Origin of the sequence: Enterobacter cloacae complex sp. 2015409, from assembly GCF_041365315.1 — a bacterium.
Taxonomy (GTDB): Bacteria; Pseudomonadota; Gammaproteobacteria; order Enterobacterales; family Enterobacteriaceae; genus Enterobacter; species Enterobacter pseudoroggenkampii.
The window spans coordinates 2,243,460-2,261,745 of sequence record NZ_JBFTVM010000001.1 but is presented as its reverse complement, the minus strand read 5'-3'; the positions used below and the strand labels follow the sequence as shown (position 1 = coordinate 2,261,745).

The following is an 18,286-nucleotide window of genomic DNA, read 5'->3' as shown; positions in this document are numbered from 1 at the left end:
TTCCCGCCTTGCTCACAAAAAACGATCCTCCTCTTTGATCCTCTTTTCATCATCGCCTATATGACTAGACATGAAATTTTAAATGACTAGTCATATAGGGAGAAAACATGAACCACCAGCTACCGGCCAACTTTTTATGGGGCAACTCGGTCTCCAGCATGCAGACGGAAGGAGCCTGGAACGAAGGCGGGAAGGGGATGTCGGTGTATGACATTCGTGAAGCCGGGGAAAACGTGTCCGACTGGAAAGTGGCGACCGACTCCTACCACCGCTACCGGGAAGATTTCGATCTGATGCAGGATCTGGGCATGAACTGCTACCGCTTCCAGATCTCATGGAGCCGCGTCTGCCCGCAGGGTGACGGCCCGTTCAACGACGAAGGCATGGCATTTTACGACCGCTTTATTGACGATCTGATCGCCCGCGGCATCGAGCCGATGATCTGCCTGTACCATTTCGATATGCCGCTGGCGCTGGCGCAGGAGTACAACGGCTTCAACGACCGCCGCGTAATGGACGCCTTTATCCGCTATGGCAAAAAGATGATCGATTGCTATGGCGACCGCGTGAAATACTGGCTGACCTTCAACGAGCAGAACATCTTCCATATGCCGGAAGCGTTCCGTATTTCCGGCTATATGAAAGGCGAGAAAACCCTGCGCGAGCTGTACGAGCTGCAGCACCATACGATGGTGGCGCACATGGCGCTAACGGAATACCTGCACCAGACCAGACCGGGCCAGCTGATGGGCGGCATGCTGGCGCACCAGCTGATCTACCCGGCTACCTGCAAACCGCGCGATATCTTCTGCGCCCAGCAGTATGACGAGTTTCTCAACCAGAACCTGCTGCGCGTCTTCGCAGGGCAAGGCTACAGCCCGGCGGTGATGGCGGTGGTGGAACAGGAGGGCTTTGGTGATATCTACCGCGCCGAGGACCTGGCGCTGTTCGCTCGTACAAAGAACGACTATATGGCCTTCAGCTATTACGCCAGCAAAACGCTGGACAGTGATGCGATCGCGGAAGGCACGCCGGTGAACTATTACCTGCTGCACGGCGAGAAAAACAACCCGTACCTGAAAGCCACCGAGTGGAACTGGCAGATCGATCCGCTGGGCTTCCGCACCATCATCACCCGCTACGCCAACGACTGGCGCCTGCCGGTGTTCCCGATCGAGAACGGCATTGGGGTGATTGAGTCATGGGACGGCGTGAACCCGATTGAGGACACCTACCGCATCGACTATCACCGGGCGCACATCGAGGCCATGAAAGCGGCGATATTCGAGGACGGGGCAGAGGTCATTGGCTACCTCGGCTGGGGATTGATCGACATTCTCAGCTCCCAGGGCGACATGCGTAAGCGCTACGGCGTGGTCTATGTCAACCGGGAAAACCACGACCTGAAAGACCTGAAGCGCGTGCCGAAGAAGAGCTACGCGTGGTTAAAACAGGTTATCCATACCAACGGACGCGAGATGTAAGCCGTACGCTGCCGGGCCGTTTTTGTGACTGATTGATGGGAACACTCCGCTATGTCTGAAACAAAAATCACACCGCACATGCAGTCCTTTGTCGATAAATTTGTCGAGTTTTCGGCGCGCCTGGCAAACCAGGTGCACCTGCGCTCCCTGCGCGACGCCTTCGCCACGGTGATGCCGATTTTCATCCTCGCCGGTCTGGCGGTGCTGGTGAACAACGTGGTCTTTCCGTGGATTTTTCACGGCGATACGCTGGCACACTTCAAAGTGTGGGGCGAGGCGATTATCAACGGCACGCTGAACATTGCCGCGCTGCTGCTGGCGCCGATGATTGCCTGGTCGCTGGCGCGCAACAAAGATTTCGACAATCCGGTCTCGGCAGTGGTTATCGCCGTCAGCAGCTTCATCATCATGATGCCGATGCGCTTGCAGATTACGCCCGTCGGCAGCGATACCACGGTGAACGTCACCCAGGTGCTGACGTTCGCCAATATCGGCTCCACCGGGATTTTCGCCGGGGTGCTGATTGGGCTGCTTTCAACGGAAGTGTTTATCGCTATTTCGCGCCTGAAGGCGCTGCACATTTCGCTGGGGGAAAACGTGCCTCCGGCCGTGAGCAAATCTTTTACCGCGCTGATCCCGACCATCCTCACGCTCTCCCTGTTCGCGGTGCTGGCGGCGGTGCTGGCAAACGTGCTGCATACGGATCTGATCCATCTCATTACGACCTTTATCCAGCAGCCGCTGCGGCTGATCAACACCAGCCTGCCCGGGACGATTTTCATCTACAGCTTCGGCAACTTCTTGTTCACGCTCGGTATTCATCAGTCGGTGGTCAACAGCGTGGTGCTGGAGCCGTTCCTGCTGATCAATACCAACGAAAACATGCTGGCCTTCGCCAACGGTCAGCCCATTCCGCACATCATCAATAACATCTTCGTGCCGACGTTCGGCATGGTAGGCGGCACGGGCAGCACGATCTCGCTACTGATTGCGATATTTATCTTCTCGCGCCAGCAGTCGGCGAAGCAGGTGGCGCGTCTCTCGCTGGCGCCGGGCCTGTTTAATATCAACGAGCCGGTGATTTTTGGCCTGCCGATCGTGTTTAACCTGCCGCTGATGATCCCATTCGTGCTGCTGCCCGCCATCGGCATTTATTTCGCCTGGCTCTGTACCACGCTGGGGTTAATGTCGCGCTGCGTGGTGATGATCCCGTGGACCACGCCGCCGATCCTGAGCGCCTGGCTGGCCACGGCGGGGGACTGGCGGGCGGTGGTAGTGCAGTTGGCAATCATCGTATTTGGTGTATTCTTCTACCTGCCTTTCCTCAAGATTGCCGAGAGAGTGGCGTTGAAAAACAGTGGGATAGAAAACTAACTGAAAGGAAGGACGATGGCGGCGAAGTACATCACCATAGCGCGGGAAATTAAGAAACGCATTATCAGCCAGCAGTACGCCGCCAACGAACCCCTGCCGGACCAGTTTGCGCTGGCGGCGGAGTTCAGCTCCAGCCGGATGACCATTCAGCAAGCGATGCGCCAGCTGATCGTCGAAGGTCTGGTCTATACCCGTCAGGGCCAGGGCACGTTCATCCGTAAAAACTTCCTCCAGCTCTCGCAGTGGGATCTCTCCGGCAGCGACTACTTTGGCGCGACCAAAACCTGGGCGCATCTGGGCACGGTCACGAGCCAGGTGGTGCATTTCGAGCTGCGCTTCCCGAACGAAAAAGAGCAGGCGTCGCTGATGATTAACGCCGATGCGCCGATCTATGACTTTATTCGACTCCGTTTGCTGAACGGTGAACCGATGTCGCTGGATTCCACGGTGATGCCGATGAATCTGGTCCCGGGCCTGACGAAAAACCATCTTGAAGCTTCAGTGTTCCAGTACGTTCAGGAAACGCTGGGGCTGAAAATTATGGGGTCGTACCGGGTGGTGCGGGCGCTTAAGCCCAGCGCGCTGGACAGAGAGCATCTGGTCTGCGAGGAAACCGATCCGGTGCTGGAGGTGGAGCAGGTGATTTATCTGGAAGATGGCACGCCGCTGGAGTATGCCCACTGCCACTATCGCTACGACCACGGCGGGATCGTGATCGTGAATAACGGGTAATCAGTCTTTCAGGCGCACGACTCGAAATAGCTGTCCGTGTCTTTTATGTAAAGATCGTTCTGACACAGATGCTGTATTTGACCAGGCTTAAATGTAAAACGGATTTTTTGAAACCAGGAACGTTTTATTTTGCTGGTATTCTCGCGCGATAATCCATAGTCATGGATTATTTCATGAACAAAACGAATGCTTTGTGCAGAAACATAGACAGGTGTTTTGGTTAGCTGAATCAGTTTGCTGATCCAAATATCATCCGCGCGAGGACAAACCGTAATAAAATCTTCGTTATAATGGAAATATTCCGGGATCATATTTTTCTTGAGCACAACGCCACCAAGACCGGTGATGATATAGTTCTGCTCAACGACTTTTGGCACGGTGATAAGCGGGAAATTACGATAGGTATCAAGAAGTTCTTTCTTCTTCTTTACTGTTTCACGCACCCGCGCGGCAACCACATATTTTTGATTGTGGCGATAAAAATCATCCAGCAGTGTTTCTGCCCAAATTTCGTTATAGATTGCGTCATCATCGGCATAAATCAGAATATCGTCTTCGGTTGCTGCTTGCAGCGCCGGAAACAATTTCCGATAAGGGCCGGTGTTCTTAACCCATTTAAAAACCAGGTTGGTGCCCGTCTGGCGAATTTTCTGCGCCCACTCCGGCTCCTCAGTGATGCCTTCGTCACTGAGATAAGGTGTACTGGAGACCCACACAACAATTTGATCGACCTTCTTACTCTGGTTCGCCAGTGACCACACCGTTTGCGAACAGAGATAAAGGCGCGATTTTGTTGTTGTTAAGTTAATGCTAATCATCAAACTATGCGTGCTCCAGAGATAAAAAGACCTTATAAAAGCAGATAAAACTGATTTTATAAGTGGGCGCATCATAACACTTAGAGGATTAGATGTAACCCCGCTGGGTTAGCAGAAAATGGCAAGAAAGGCACTTACGGCAGTAATAGCTGTTCAGAAAGGGTCAGCGTGATGGAGATTACAGTGCAAAAAGACCCCGATAATACGGGGTCTTATAAGATACGTTATTGATTCAGCGTGATCAGTTCAAACGCACCGGCATACCGGAGCGGTTCTGCACGGCCTGGTCAACAATCGCCGTTTCGACATCTGGCTGAGAAGTCACCGCCTGCACCGCGCTGTTCAGCGTAACAGGAACGACTTCGTTGTTGTTGATCTGGTCTTCGCTGGTGGACAGCGGGTTGTGCACTTCGATGTAGCGACTGCCGTCTGGCTCAGAGGTTGCTTTCACCGGTTCATTGATGAACTGCACGCGCGTACCGACCGGCACGTTTTCGAACAGGAATTTGATGTCGTCGTTACGCAGGCGCACGCAGCCGTGGCTCACGCGCAGGCCGATACCGAAGTTGGCGTTGGTGCCGTGGATCGCATACAGACGACCAATGTACAGCGCGTACAGGCCCATTGGGTTATCCGGGCCTGCCGGTACAACGGCTGGCAACGGTTCGCCTGCCGCGATGTATTCTGCGTGCATTTTGGCGGTCGGCGTCCAGGTTGGGCCCGCTTTCTTACGCTCAACTTTGGTGGTCCAGTTCATTGGGGTGTCTTTACCCAGCTGGCCGATACCGATTGGCAGCACGATAACGGTGTTGGTGCCTTTCGGGTAGTAGTACAGGCGCATTTCGGCGCTGTTAATCACGATACCTTCATGAACGGTATCCGGCAGGATCAGCTGCTGAGGAATATTCAGCACGGTACCTGCTTTCGGCAGGTACGGGTCAACGCCCGGGTTCGCTTCCAGCATGTTAGACAGGCCCAGCTGGTACTGCGCAGCGAAATACTCCAGCGGCTGAGAGTTACCTTCAGGAACCGTCACCACCTGGTTTTGACCCACCAGACGGCTTCCGTCGGTCGGCAGGGGATACGTCACCGCAGACGCGGTCTTACAAAAACCTACTACGGCTAACGCCGCCGCAAAAAGCGCTGTTAATTTCATGTTCATGTTGTGCGAGGTATCTAAGCCATTCAGGCGATGAGTTGATAAGTCTGAATCTGTGATGGGAGCGCATTATATGTGCATTCCCGCTCACAGGGAATTCAGATGTGTACGAAATCACATTTTTTTCGATTTTGTTAAAGTTTAGTGGATGGTTGCAACGCGGGATCTCAATTCGGAATTGTGGCATAATGCCGTGTTTATCACACTTTTCGCAGGAATCTCCCCGTGTTAGTTACCAGCAACGTCACTATGCAGTTTGGCAGTAAGCCGCTGTTCGAAAACATTTCCGTCAAATTTGGCGGCGGCAACCGTTACGGCCTGATTGGTGCCAACGGTAGCGGTAAATCCACCTTTATGAAGATCCTCGGCGGCGATCTGGAGCCGACCCTCGGCAACGTGTCGCTCGATCCGAACGAGCGCATCGGTAAGCTGCGTCAGGATCAGTTCGCCTTCGAAGAGTTCACCGTGCTCGACACCGTGATCATGGGGCACGCGGAGCTGTGGGAAGTGAAGCAGGAGCGCGATCGCATCTATGCGCTGGCCGAAATGAGCGAAGAAGACGGCTATAAAGTGGCCGACCTGGAAACGCAGTACGGCGAGATGGACGGTTACTCTGCGGAAGCGCGCGCGGGCGAGCTGCTGCTGGGCGTGGGTATTCCGGTTGAACAGCATTACGGCCCGATGAGCGAAGTCGCGCCAGGCTGGAAGCTGCGTGTGCTGCTGGCTCAGGCGCTGTTCTCTAACCCGGACATCCTGCTGCTCGACGAACCGACGAACAACCTGGACATCGACACCATCCGCTGGCTGGAGCAGACGCTGAACGATCGCGACAGCACCATGATCATCATCTCGCACGACCGTCACTTCCTGAACATGGTCTGTACGCACATGGCGGATCTGGACTACGGCGAGCTGCGCGTGTATCCGGGCAACTACGACGAATACATGACGGCGGCCACCCAGGCGCGTGAACGTCTGCTGGCGGACAATGCCAAGAAGAAAGCGCAGATTGCTGACCTGCAGTCCTTCGTCAGCCGCTTCAGCGCCAACGCCTCTAAATCGCGTCAGGCAACCTCGCGCGCGCGTCAGATTGATAAAATCAAGCTGGAAGAGGTTAAAGCCTCCAGCCGTCAGAACCCGTTCATCCGCTTCGAACAGGACAAGAAGCTGTTCCGTAACGCGCTGGAAGTGGAAGCCCTTACCAAAGGCTTCGATGAAGGCCCGCTGTTTAAAAACTTCAACCTGCTGCTGGAAGTGGGCGAGAAGATTGCCATTCTGGGCGCTAACGGCGTGGGTAAATCCACCATGCTGAAAACCCTGGTCGGCGAACTGCAACCGGACAACGGCACCGTGAAATGGTCCGAAAACGCGCAGATTGGTTACTACGCGCAGGACCATGAGTACGAGTTCGAAAATGACCTGACCGTCTTTGACTGGATGAGCCAGTGGAAGCAGGAAGGCGACGACGAGCAGGCGGTGCGCAGCATTCTGGGTCGTTTGCTGTTCAGCCAGGACGACATCAAAAAGCCGGCTAAAGTGCTCTCCGGTGGCGAGAAGGGCCGCATGCTGTTCGGCAAGCTGATGATGGAAAAACCAAACATCCTGGTGATGGACGAACCGACTAACCACCTGGACATGGAATCTATCGAATCCCTGAACATGGCGCTGGAGATGTATCAGGGCACGCTGATCTTCGTCTCTCACGACCGTGAGTTTGTCAGCTCGCTGGCGACCCGCGTGATCGAAATTACGCCAGAGCGCGTGGTGGACTTCACCGGTAACTACGAAGATTACCTGCGCAGCAAAGGTATCGAGAACTAAAAAAATGCCGGGTGGCGGCTTCGCCTTACCCGGCCTACGTTCTATACCCTCTCCCTGTGGGAGAGGGTGAGGGCATCAGGCCGCACTACAGCACCCACTCACTCCCTTCAACCCCGTTCACCCGCAGCGTACGTTTTTCCCCCGCCGGTAACGACACCTTCAGCGCCTTCCACGCCGGACGATAATCCCCGCGCGCGTTCACCTTCAGGTTGATGGTTGCGCCATCGCACACCATTTCCCATTCCACCCACAGCGCATTGCCGTTCTGATAGCCCCAGCTTTCACCGTCGTCTTCAAACAGCAGCCCGGAGGTCGCGCCGACACCTTTCACCGGGAACAGCTTCAGCTCGCGGGTCGTATCTTTTTCGGCACTCACATGCGTGATGCGCTCGCTGAGCGGCAGACCGGCTCCGGCGCGCACCAGCAGCGGCAGTTTTTCCAGCGGCGCGTCGAGAACGATCGACTGGCCGCCCGCATACCACGCGTGGGTGTAAAAATCATACCAGCCGGTGTCGTTATCCGGCAGCCAGACGCGGCGCTCGCGCTGCCCGGCTTCGACCACGCTGGCGACCAGCAGGTCGCGGCCCAGCAGGAAGTCATCGCATTCTTCGAAGGTCTGCGCATCGTGCTCGTGGTCGAGGAAGGTCGGACGCAGCATCGGCTCGTCGTCGGCGTGCGCCTGCCATAGCAGGGTGTAGAGATACGGCAGCAGGCGGTAGCGCAGCTCAACCGCGCCGCGAATGGCTGGGGTGACGCCCGGGTACATCCACGGCTCGTTCACCGTGTGGTCATCGTTCCACGAGTGAATGGTAAAGCGCGGATGCATCACGCCGTTCTGCACCCAGCGCACGAACAGCTCGGCGTCCGGCTTGTCGCCGGAGAAACCGCCCACGTCATGGCCGACGTTGAACAGCCCCGACAGGCTCATGCCCAGCCCCATGCGGATGTTATAGCGCAGCGTGTCCCAGCTGGTGCGGTTGTCGCCGCTCCAGGTCTGAACGTAGCGCTGCATCCCGGCGCAGCCGGAGCGGGAGATCAGATACGGGCGTTTTTCCGGCGCAAAGCGCTGCTGCGCTTCCAGCGAGGCGCGCATCATCAGCAGCGGCATGACCGGGCGAATGTGCTTGATGGCGATCTCCTTACCGAAGCCAAAGCAGCGGGCTTCCCCGTCCCACACTTCATATTCGTTGTTGTCGTTCCAGGTGGAGTCGATGCCCATCTCCAGCAGCTGCGTGGTGACGCCGTTCTGCCACCACTGCACCGTCTGCGGGTTGGTAAAGTCGAGGTGCGAGCCTTCGTCATCCCAGAAGCTGGAACGTTCGGGTGCATCGGTTTCTGAATCGCGAATGAACAGGCCGCTCTCCGCCACTTCGTTATAGCGAGGATGATCCTGCAGCAGGCACGGCTTGATGTTGGCGGCCAGCTTCAATCCCGCGTCGTGGAACGCCTGGCTCATTACCTTCGGCTGCGGCACCTTGTCGTAGTTCCAGTTGAAGACGTAGCGCTTGCCGTTGATGGAGGTATAGCCGGAGGAGAGCTGGAACGAGTCGCACGGAATGGCGTGCTCTTCGCACAGGCGGATGAAGTTCATCAGCTGGTTTTGCGCATCCGGCGCGTCGGTGTAGTGCATGGTCGAGCCGCTGTAGCCCAGGCTCCATTTCGGTCCGAACAGCGTTTTTCCGGTGAGGCGCACAAAGGCCTTGGTGACGTCCAGCACGCGCCTGCCGGTAAAGATGTAGTAGTCGATATCGCCCGCTTCCGCCTGCCAGCGGCGATAGGCGGTGTGGTAGTTGTCGATTTCGTTACCCAGATCCAGCCAGCAGCTGCTCAGGTTGTCGTAGAACAGGCCGTAGCTGACGTCGTCGCGGCGGGCGATAGTGAACGGGATGTGCTTGTAGAGCGGGTCGGTGCTGGCCGCGTTGTACCCCATTGCGTCGAGGTTGCGCATCTCATAGCGTTTACCGTTGCGCTGCAGATCGCCCGCTTTCTCGCCCAGTCCGTAGAAACGCTCGTCCTTACGACGGCTGAGATAGTGCGCCACGCCGTCGCCGTGGGCGTTCAGCAGGTAGGCGCTGGTGGGGCGGTCATTGACCAGCGGCAGCCATTCGCCCGCCTCATCGCGGTAGTGCCACTCCAGCCACAGCGGCTGGTGGACGGTCACGCGCAGCTGTTCGGTTGCCACGGTTAGCGTCTCACCCTGCTGCGTCAGGTTCCAGGCCGGGCAGGAGAAACCGCTTATGTCGTCACGACGGCGGCCTTCCCAGGGCACGTCTTTTTCCGGAGCGATACTCCAGGTGCGGTCCAGCGCCAGCTCGCCTTTGCGCTTAATCAGCACGCGGAACAGGTTCTCTTCCAGCACATACAGGCACAGGCGGTGCTGGTTATCGACCAGCAGTTCCAGATGGTTTGCCGACTGTATATCAACGGTCCAGTTTTTCAGGGTTTTCATATGCAATACATCCACTATCAGGCGCGCTTGGCGCGACGTTCAGCAATAAATGCTACCAGGAAGACAGCGCCAATCAGGTCAAAGAAGCCCATGGCGATAAAGAGCGGGTTAAAGCCGATTTTGTCGGCGGTCACACCGATTAACAGCGAGAACAGGAAGCTGGCGATCCACGCCGCCGAGCCGCGCATGCCGTTGACGGTCGCCATCTGGCCTTTGTCGAACGACTCCACGACCAGGGCGCTGAGCATGCAGGAGATGATCTGGTGCCCGAAGCCGCCGATGGAGATCAGCACGATGGTGATATATGGGTCGCGGGTAATGGCCACGATGGCCAGCGAGATCATCAGGAACGCGCCGGTCACGGAGCTGGCGACGACAGAGTTCACGCGGGAGCAGCCGAACAGGCGGGTGTACAGACGCGTCAGGTAACCGCTCGCCACGCTGCCGAGGTCGGCGGCGAGGAACGGCAGCCAGGCAAACATCGCAATCTGCTTCAGGTCCATGCCGTGCTCTTTGGCAAGGTACAGCGGCACCCAGAAGCTCAGCACCGCCCAGGCCGGTTCCGCCATAAAGGCCGGGATGGCGATACCGTAGAAGCGTTTGTTCTTCGAGACGGTTTTCAGCGCGGTCAGGAAGGGCAGTTTGACGGCAGGCGGTTCGTTATCCTGCTTGATAAACGCCAGCTCGTCCTTGCTCAGGTTCGGGTGCTGCTCCGGGTTATGGTAGAACGCCCACCACAGGATCACCCACAGCAGCGCCAGCACGCCGGTAAACATAAACGCCCCCTGCCAGCCAAACGAGGCGTGAGCAAAGTAGATGATTGGCGGAGCCAGCATCGCGCCGATGGAGAAGCCCACGCCCGCCCAGCCGGCGGCAACAGGTCGTTCTGATTTCGGGAACCATTCACCGATGGTTTTGGCGTTAGCCGGGGTAGCGGCGGCCTCAGAGGCACCCATAAAGAAGCGCAAAATAGCCAGGTGCAGCCAGCTTCCGGCGCCCGCGTGGAAAATACACATCAGCGCCCAGATCCCGGCGCAGACCATAAAGCCAATCTTCAGGCCGATCACGTCAATCAGCCAGCCGCAGAGGGGCTGGAAAATGGTGTAGGCGATCTGGAACGCGCCAACGATCCAGGAGTACTGCTCGGTGGTGATCCCGAGGCTCTCTTTCAGCTCGGGGGCAAGAATGCCTAACGAATTTCGGGTGATGTAGTTAACGGTGACGCCAAGTAAGAACAGCACCAGCACGTACCAGCGCAGGTTCTTGATGACGCGACGGGTTTTGCTTGTCGCAACGGTGTTATTGATGTCCTGACTCATTTTACTCTCCACAAGACGGACGGTAAGGGGACGGAGGTTCAGGTGTCACACAGATTTTTATGCCTTTGATTTCTATCCGTTTAAACTGCTTAAGTTGGTATACAACTAGTATGGAAGTTGTGTGACAAGTTCACCTTAAGGGAGAAAATGAGTGGGCAATAGTGGATTTTGTGCAAAATTTCTCATAACTGACTCAACCACTCTGGCATGATGGCATTTATGTCAGTTATTGCCTGACGGATACGCTATGAAAATTTTTTCATTTCGCAAATGGAGCCAGATCACAAAATGGACAAAAGGCTAAAAATCACCGAAATCGCCGCCCGTACGCAGCTCTCGATCAGCACCGTGTCTCGGGTGCTGGCGGGGAAAGCGAATACCAGCGAAAAAGCGCGCGCAAAGGTGCTGGCGTGCGCGCGGGAGCTGGGGGTGATGGAGGGCATGGCGGCGGGACGGCTGCTTCTCAATAGCCTGGTGGTTTTTGCCCCCCAGCGCGCCTTCGACGAGCGGTCCGACATCTTTTACTACCGCGTGATCCAGAGCGTGAGTAAAGGCCTGGCATCCCATGATGTGCGCCTGCGCTACTGCGCGCTGGAAGAGAACGACAGCGACGCCCAGCTTTTTCTGGCGCGCATGAATGAGCCGGATACTCAGGCGGCAATCCTTCTCGGCATTGACGATCCCCATATTCACGATCTGGCGGTAGATGTGGGTAAACCCTGCATGCTGATTAACTGCCGCGACCGGCACATGCGTCTGCCTGCCGTTGCGCCGGATCACCGCGCCATTGGCGAGCGGGCGGCGGAATACCTGTTCGAGATGGGACACCGTGAGGTGATGAACGTACTGTGCCTGCGTCGCTACACCATGGAGCTGCGCCTGTCGGGGATCCGCGACGCGTGGCAGTCCCACAACCTGACGTTCAGCGATAAACGCGATCTGCTGGTGGTGCCCAGCTTCAGCGCGCGCGAAACGGAACAGGCGGTCAGCAGCTGGCTCAGCGAAGTGCAGGGGAAAGATTTACCTACCGCGTTTCTGGTCGGCGGCGACTTTATGGCGGCGGGCACCATTAGCGCATTACAAAACCACGGTCTGCGCGTGCCGCAGGACGTGTCGGTGATGAGCATCGACGGGTTTAACCTGGCGGCGATCCAGGATGTTCCATTAACGGCCGTGCACGTTCCCCGCGACGAACTGGGAACCGAAGCGGTACACATGCTCCAGCAGCGGCTGATGCGCCCGGACGCGCCGGTGGGGACGTTGCTGCTTAACGGCACGCTGACCGTGCGGGGATCCGTACGGCGGATACGTCAGGGGAAACGACGCACCGCCGTGGAGCGGGAAGGGCTGTACGACAGTTAGACCATGCCCAGCGCGCGCTTGCCGTGGATGTTGAGATCGTTCACGGTAAAGCGGTCCTGCCAGCTCTTTTCATAATCTTCGCGCGGGAAGTCTCCCGGCGACGCGCCGGTCTCCAGCGCTTCCTTCACCTTCTTCGCATAGGCGAGGTTTTTCTCGCACATCGGTGCGGCGGGAATGTACATCACGTTGCCCCAGCCCTGCTGATTGTCCACCGGCGCGACGGAGTGGATCACATCGCAGTGCCACCACACGGAATCGCCTGCCTCGAGTGCCGGAATGCTGCTTAATGCCTCGATGAGCAGCGGGTGCCACTTCTCGGAAACCGGCAGCACGCGCCCCGGCGCCACGCCGCACAGCTCGTCTTCCGGCACGTCGTCCAGCAGCGGACGCAGCAGAATGTACGCCATCGCTTCCGGGATGGGCACCACATGCAGCAGCCCCTGGCCGGGGATCATGTCCGACAGCGCCGTCCAGCCCTGGAAGGTGCGGAATACCGAGCATTTGGTGGTGTTATCGACGGTGTACTCTTCCACTTCGGTACGGTGCGCGGCGTTCCACGGATCGTATTTCTCGATGTTGCCGTCAAACACGCGGGCAAAGACCTGCTGGTAAGCCGGCAACAGCCAGCGCTCCAGCGCGCCGGAGTCGGTATGCGCGCCGAGTCCTTTCGAGGTGGTTCCCGGCGGACGGCGGCGGATACGGTCCGGATAAATCACGCTCACGTCCGGGTCAAACCACTGTTTGCCGTTGCTCTCGAATGTCCACAAACGGTTCAGGAACGACTGCACCTGCGCCATCTCTTCGCTCTGGCGCGCCTGCATCTGCGCCTGCGACCAGTAAATCGGGTAAATCTCCGGACGAGAGGCCGTTAAGGTGCCGAAGAAGTTATCGCCTGGCCCTTTGTACACCTCGTCAAACTTGTTCAGATCGAGGTAGTCGAGCATCGACTGATCCCACGCCAGTGCCTGCTCGCGCGGGAAATGACCTTTAATCACCGCGCAGCCGCGGCGCTTAACGGCTTCGCGCTGCGCGTCGGTAATCGTGCCGTTTTTTACATCCGCGAACGGGATCGCCGGCCAGACGGATTCGCCTTTGTTTTTAAGGGCGTTGATTTCCGCCACGCGGGTGGCAATTTTATCGCTGAGCTTGTTAAACACCGCCTGCACGTCGCCGATCTGCGCGCGCAGCTCACGTTTCAACTGACGGATTGCCGCTTTGTGATCTGCCGGTAAAGTTTCACTGGTAAAGGTCATAACTGCCTCGCATCTTTCATTCGAAAGTAAAAATATCTACAAGTGATACTTTAAGTTAAAATTAAGTTAATGCAAGTTTAAAAACTTGACGCAAGCCACAGGACGGAAAAAGAGTGATAAGCCGGAGCCAGGCTCCGGCGAGGAGAGGATCAGGCGTCGAACGGGGAGTGGTGGTCGAGCACGGCCTGAATAACGTTCAGCGCGCCCTGATGGTTGTTGTCGTCGGTGCTGTAGCGGCTGATTTCTTTGATGCTTTCCGCCGCGTTGCCCATTGCAAAGGAATATTTCACCAGCTTCAGCATCTCGGCATCGTTGCCGCTGTCGCCAATGGCCACGCACTCCTGCGGGGAGATTTTCCAGCGCTTCAGCAGACGGCTGATGCCGTTGGCTTTGTGCAGGCCGGGGATAATCAAATCGACAAAACCAAAGCCGCTGGTGACGGGCTTCATGATGCCGTCCAGGGAGACGTGCAGCTTATCCACCAGATTAGGGATATCGCTGTCCGGCAGGTTCAGGGAGAACTTAAACAGCACGTCGTCAATTTCACGGTAATCGCTGATGCGCTTTAAGCGGTGGTAGTGCTTTGACATCAGCGCCACGAACGCTTCAGGGGCTTTGTCGCTCACGTAGGCACTCTCCAGCCCGCAGGCCACGAAGTTCAGCCCTTTATCTTTCAGCAGCTCGCCAATGACGATCTGCGATTCATGGCGGGTCAGCTCGCCGTGAAAAATCTGCTCCCCGCGATCGAACACCAGCGCGCCGTTTTCCGCCACGAAGGAGATCCTGTCTTTCAGCTCCGGAAAGAAGGAGATGAGCTGGTAATACTGGTTGCCGCTGGCGACAACGAATTCAATGCCGCGGGCTTTAAGCTGCTCAAACTGTGCCTGGAAGCGGTCACGATCGTACTGCTTGGCATCATCAAGAAAAGTTCCGTCCATATCGGTGACGATAACTTTAACGGTCATACTGTGCTCCTGGGTCACTGCGTTTTGAAACATTCTAATAACAAGGTGACGGGGAGCACAAATTTAATTTCATTCGAAAGTAAAAGCAAAACGGCAACCGAGGTTGCCGTTTTTAGTGTTTTCTCCCTCTCCCCGTGGGAGAGGGCCGGGGTGAGGGCATCAGCGTGCGTATTTCCCCCTCACCCTCAAGGGAGAGGGGATACACCGTTACAGCGTATGCTCAGTACGCGCAATAATATCGTCCTGCGCATCCGGCGACAGGGCGGTGAAGAACGCCGAGTAGCCTGCGACGCGCACCACCAGGTCACGATACTGGTCAGGATGTTTCTTCGCCTCCAGCAGCGTGTCGCGCGAGACGATGTTGTACTGAATATGCCAGCCCTTATGCACCTCGAAGAAGGTGCGCAGCAGCACCATCAGCTTCTGGCGATCGCTGTCGTTTTCCAGCGTTGACGGGTTAAGCTTCTGGTTCAGCAGCACGCCGCCGAGAATCGCCTCGGTAGGCAGTTTACCCACGGAACCGATGACCGCCGTTGGACCCAGGTGGTCGGTACCGGAAGCCGGGCTTGCCCCTTCCGCCAGCGGCGTGTGCGCCTTACGTCCGTCCGGTGTCGCCATCGTCGCCGCGCCAAACGGCACGTTCGCGGAAATCGAGGAGGTGCCCGCGTAGTAGTTACCGCCAATCGGGCCGCGGCCGTAGCGCGGGTTGTGGTACTGCTTCAGCTCTTCAATATAGGTCTGATAGGCACGGGTCAGCAGCATATCCACGCTGTCGTCGTCGTTGCCGTACTTCGGCGCGCCGTTGATCAGGCGCTGACGCAACTGCTCGTGGGTCAGCCCGTCGAAGTCATCCGCCAGGGCGGCCGCCAGCTGCTGTTGACCGATGACGCCCTGTTCGAACACCAGCTTCTTCACCGCCGCCAGGCTGTTGCCGAGGTTGGCGATGCCCACCTGCAGGCCGGAGACCCAGTCATACTTCGCGCCGCCCTGCTTGATACTTTTCGCGCGCTCGATGCAGTCGTCCACCAGCGCCGAGCAGAGAATATCGTGGACGTTCTCCTCCAGCATGGTGTCCACCACGTACTCAATCTCGATGGATTTACGGGTGTAGTAGCGGATCTGGGTATCCCACGCCGCCATCACCTCGTCGAAATTGTCGAAGTTACCGGCTGAGAGGGCTTTCTCCTGCGGCAGGAACACCTTGCCGCTGGTGGCATCGCGGCCGCCTTCCAGCGCCGCCAGCATGACGCGGGCGAAGTTGATAAAGCTCATGCCGGTGCAGCGGTAGCCCCACTTGCCGCCCACCGCGGTTTCGATGCAGCCAATCGCCGCGTAGTCGTAGGCGTCGTCGCGCTCAATGCCGAGCTTGATGAATTCCGGGATCACGATTTCGTCGTTGTTGAACGCCGGCATCCCGAAGCCGCAGCGGATCACCTGCACGCAGGCGTCGAGGAAGTCGTTGCTCATGCCCGCGTGATAGCGCACGCTCAGGTTCGGCTGGGTGGAGCGCAGACGGCCGCAGGATTCCAGAATCGCGTACGAGAGCGGGTTCACCGCGTCCATCGGCTCACCGTTGACCAGCTTCTGGCCGCCGATGGTGACGTTCTGGTACAGCGGGCTACCGGCGGAAGCCTTGGAGTGCGAGCCGGAGCGGATCTTGTTCACTTCCAGCAGCTTCAGCCAGCTGCTGTGCAGCAGTTCGATGGCGTGTTCGCGGTCGAGGCTCTGGTTCAGCTCCACGTCGCGGCGGTAGTACGGATAGAGATACTGGTCCATACGCGCGAAGGAGACGGAGTGGCCGTTGGACTCAATCTGCAGGATCAGCTGAATGAAGTAGCACAGCTGCAGCGCCTGCCAGAAGGTTTTTGGCGGCTCGTGAGCAATCACGTCGCAGTTTTCTGCTATCGCCAGCAGCTCGTCGCGGCGGCTTTCAGGGGTTTCGGTTGAGGCCATCTCGCGCGCCAGATCGGCGAAGCGTTTGATGTGCAGGCTCACCGCTTCCAGCACGATATCAATTGCCTTGAGGAACTGATCGCCGTGCAGGTCTTCCAGCACCGTCAGGTTGATGCGCGAGCGGCGCTCGGCCACTTTGGCGCGCAGGCCGTCGAGACCTTTCTCCAGCACCAGCGGGAAGTTCACCGCCAGGTGCGCGTCGCCGGAAGTCATGTTGCCTTCGGCTTTGATGATGCCGGTTTCCAGCAGGCCTTTCTGCTCGTCGGTAAACATGCCGTAGCAGCGGTCCTGCACCGTCTGGCCGCGCCACCACGGGCAGATCTCGTGCAGGACGCGCTTGTTCTCTTCGCTCACCGCAAAGCCCGCGCCCGGGCGATCCGCCAGGTCGTCAATCTCTTTCTCAATCCAGGAGACGGTGTATTCCGGGAAGATCGGTGCTGCGCGCACTTCGCTTGCCTGGTTACCAATAATCAGCTCGTCGTGTTTGATCCAGATGGTACGCTCGGCCAGGTGATGGGCCAGCGCCAGGGCGCGACGGACCGGGATCGGCTTGTCCATGTGCTGCTGGTACATTTCGGTGTAATGCTGCGCGCGCTCGGTACAGACCGGCGGCTTAACGATATGCACCAGCGCCGTTTTGTGCGCCTTAATGCGCTCGCTGAGGGTATTGAGATTCAGGGTTGTCATAAGTTTATCCTCGTAAGGTCGCGGTTAACCCTTTCTGGCAGGCGTACTGTTGCGCGAAGTCCAGCAGGGCAGGGTTATCCAGCGGTTTGTCAGGGGCAGAGTAGGGTTGGCCGAGCAGGGTGTATTTGTTCATGCCCAGCGTGTGATACGGCAGAAAATGAATATCGTCGACGCCGAGTTCGTCGGCGGCGAAGTTGGTGATGGCGGTGATGGAGGCTTCATCGGCGTTAAAGCCCTGGATCAGCGGCACGCGGATGGTGATTTTTTTCCCGGCAGCGGCCAGGCGTTTCAGGTTGTCCAGGATGCGCTTAGCCGAACCGTCCGTCCACTGTTTGAACACGTCACCGTCGACGTGCTTCAGGTCGGAGAGGAACAGATCGACGTAGGGTAATGACGGCTCGATATAGTGCCACGGCACGTGAAGGCAGGTTTCGACGGCGGTGTGGATCCCGTGTTCGTGGCTGGCTTTAAACAGGGCCTGCGCCAGTTCAGGGTTCATAAACGGCTCGCCGCCGGAGAGGGTGATCCCGCCGCCGCTGCGGTCGTAGAAGGGTTTGTCGCGCAGTACGGTCGCCATGATCTCCTCGACCTGCTGCTCTTCACCGCAGACGGTCAGCGCCTGCGTCGGGCAGCAGTCGGTAAGGGCATTAAGCGTCTCTTCATTCAGCTTTTCGCGGTGGATGACCAGGCCATTCAGCGCGCGTTCGATACAGCCCGGTGCCGCCTGCTGGCACAGGTCGCAGCCGTCTAGGCACAGGCGTGCATCAAACAGCACGTCCCGGCTGCGGGAGCGGCTTTCCGGATTCTGGCACCAGCGACAGCCCAGCGAGCAGCCTTTCAGGAACACCACGGTACGAATACCGGGACCATCGTGGGTAGAGTAACGCTGAATATTGAAGATCATGATTTC

General features: G+C 57.6%; 13 protein-coding genes. 5 read left to right on the top strand and 8 right to left on the bottom strand.

Annotated elements, in window-relative coordinates; genetic code table 11:
• The first annotated feature begins 107 nt into the window (after positions 1-107).
• Genes ACDO57_RS11045 through ACDO57_RS11035 form a run of 3 tightly spaced genes read left to right on the top strand, consistent with a single transcriptional unit; the run spans position 108 to position 3,590 of the window.
• A complete protein-coding gene (locus ACDO57_RS11045) occupies positions 108-1,484 on the top strand; it encodes a glycoside hydrolase family 1 protein (RefSeq protein ID WP_370883971.1) in 1,377 nt (458 codons plus the stop codon).
• A 51-nt stretch (positions 1,485-1,535) separates the two neighbouring features.
• Positions 1,536-2,858, top strand: coding sequence for a PTS sugar transporter subunit IIC (locus tag ACDO57_RS11040; RefSeq protein ID WP_024908701.1), 1,323 nt, complete (start codon positions 1,536-1,538; stop codon positions 2,856-2,858).
• 15 nt (positions 2,859-2,873) lie between these two features.
• A complete protein-coding gene (locus tag ACDO57_RS11035) occupies positions 2,874-3,590 on the top strand; it encodes a GntR family transcriptional regulator (protein WP_024908700.1) in 717 nt (238 codons plus the stop codon).
• A gap of 8 nt (positions 3,591-3,598) precedes the next feature.
• Here ACDO57_RS11035 and ACDO57_RS11030 read toward each other — a convergent pair whose 3' ends face one another.
• Complete coding sequence (locus ACDO57_RS11030) at positions 3,599-4,408, bottom strand: glycosyltransferase (RefSeq protein ID WP_157188808.1); 810 nt, start codon at positions 4,406-4,408, stop codon at positions 3,599-3,601.
• A gap of 241 nt (positions 4,409-4,649) precedes the next feature.
• Positions 4,650-5,570 carry a L,D-transpeptidase gene (gene ldtB, locus ACDO57_RS11025; protein ID WP_024908698.1) on the bottom strand — a complete coding sequence of 307 codons (921 nt, stop codon included), beginning with the start codon at positions 5,568-5,570 and terminating at the stop codon, positions 4,650-4,652.
• A 222-nt stretch (positions 5,571-5,792) separates the two neighbouring features.
• On the opposite strand from ldtB, the gene ACDO57_RS11020 reads away from it, so the two are divergent.
• The gene (locus ACDO57_RS11020) at positions 5,793-7,388 is read left to right on the top strand and encodes an ABC-F family ATPase (RefSeq protein WP_024908697.1); all 1,596 of its coding nucleotides are present in this window, start codon (positions 5,793-5,795) and stop codon (positions 7,386-7,388) included.
• A gap of 85 nt (positions 7,389-7,473) precedes the next feature.
• Here the strand turns inward: ACDO57_RS11020 and ACDO57_RS11015 are convergent, their stop codons facing one another.
• Positions 7,474-9,837, bottom strand: a complete 2,364-nt coding sequence (locus tag ACDO57_RS11015; protein ID WP_370883970.1) for a TIM-barrel domain-containing protein — start codon at positions 9,835-9,837, stop codon at positions 7,474-7,476.
• A 17-nt stretch (positions 9,838-9,854) separates the two neighbouring features.
• Complete coding sequence (locus ACDO57_RS11010) at positions 9,855-11,156, bottom strand: MFS transporter (RefSeq protein WP_024908695.1); 1,302 nt, start codon at positions 11,154-11,156, stop codon at positions 9,855-9,857.
• 288 nt (positions 11,157-11,444) lie between these two features.
• Between ACDO57_RS11010 and ACDO57_RS11005 the strand changes: the two genes are divergently transcribed.
• Positions 11,445-12,518, top strand: coding sequence for a LacI family DNA-binding transcriptional regulator (locus ACDO57_RS11005; protein WP_370883969.1), 1,074 nt, complete (start codon positions 11,445-11,447; stop codon positions 12,516-12,518).
• On the opposite strand, the gene ACDO57_RS11000 is transcribed toward ACDO57_RS11005, so the two are convergent.
• The 4 genes from ACDO57_RS11000 to ACDO57_RS10985 form a co-directional block, all read right to left on the bottom strand.
• Positions 12,515-13,771: a DUF1479 domain-containing protein gene (locus ACDO57_RS11000; RefSeq protein ID WP_370883968.1), complete on the bottom strand. Its 1,257-nt coding sequence runs from the start codon at positions 13,769-13,771 to the stop codon at positions 12,515-12,517. The genes ACDO57_RS11005 and ACDO57_RS11000 overlap by 4 nt on opposite strands.
• Before the next feature lie 149 nt (positions 13,772-13,920).
• Positions 13,921-14,736, bottom strand: coding sequence for a Cof-type HAD-IIB family hydrolase (locus tag ACDO57_RS10995; RefSeq protein ID WP_090417640.1), 816 nt, complete (start codon positions 14,734-14,736; stop codon positions 13,921-13,923).
• Positions 14,737-14,943: 207 nt separating this feature from the next.
• Entirely contained in the window at positions 14,944-17,376 is a 2,433-nt protein-coding gene (locus tag ACDO57_RS10990) for a formate C-acetyltransferase/glycerol dehydratase family glycyl radical enzyme (protein ID WP_370883967.1), read from the bottom strand.
• 4 nt (positions 17,377-17,380) lie between these two features.
• Complete coding sequence (locus tag ACDO57_RS10985) at positions 17,381-18,280, bottom strand: glycyl-radical enzyme activating protein (RefSeq protein ID WP_370883966.1); 900 nt, start codon at positions 18,278-18,280, stop codon at positions 17,381-17,383.
• Positions 18,281-18,286 lie beyond the last annotated feature (6 nt).

Bases quoted from the DNA above. Each gene is read 5' to 3' on its own strand.
- ACDO57_RS11035 (WP_024908700.1), top strand. From the start codon at position 2,874: ATGGCGGCGAAGTACATCACCATAGCGCGGGAAATTAAGAAACGCATT.
- ACDO57_RS10990 (WP_370883967.1), bottom strand. From the start codon at position 17,376: ATGACAACCCTGAATCTCAATACCCTCAGCGAGCGCATTAAGGCGCAC.
- ACDO57_RS11045 (WP_370883971.1), top strand. From the start codon at position 108: ATGAACCACCAGCTACCGGCCAACTTTTTATGGGGCAACTCGGTCTCC.
- ACDO57_RS10995 (WP_090417640.1), bottom strand. From the start codon at position 14,736: ATGACCGTTAAAGTTATCGTCACCGATATGGACGGAACTTTTCTTGAT.
- ACDO57_RS11010 (WP_024908695.1), bottom strand. From the start codon at position 11,156: ATGAGTCAGGACATCAATAACACCGTTGCGACAAGCAAAACCCGTCGC.
- ACDO57_RS11005 (WP_370883969.1), top strand. From the start codon at position 11,445: ATGGACAAAAGGCTAAAAATCACCGAAATCGCCGCCCGTACGCAGCTC.
- ACDO57_RS11040 (WP_024908701.1), top strand. From the start codon at position 1,536: ATGTCTGAAACAAAAATCACACCGCACATGCAGTCCTTTGTCGATAAA.
- ldtB (WP_024908698.1), bottom strand. From the start codon at position 5,570: ATGAACATGAAATTAACAGCGCTTTTTGCGGCGGCGTTAGCCGTAGTA.
- ACDO57_RS11000 (WP_370883968.1), bottom strand. From the start codon at position 13,771: ATGACCTTTACCAGTGAAACTTTACCGGCAGATCACAAAGCGGCAATC.
- ACDO57_RS11015 (WP_370883970.1), bottom strand. From the start codon at position 9,837: ATGAAAACCCTGAAAAACTGGACCGTTGATATACAGTCGGCAAACCAT.
- ACDO57_RS10985 (WP_370883966.1), bottom strand. From the start codon at position 18,280: ATGATCTTCAATATTCAGCGTTACTCTACCCACGATGGTCCCGGTATT.
- ACDO57_RS11030 (WP_157188808.1), bottom strand. From the start codon at position 4,408: ATGATTAGCATTAACTTAACAACAACAAAATCGCGCCTTTATCTCTGT.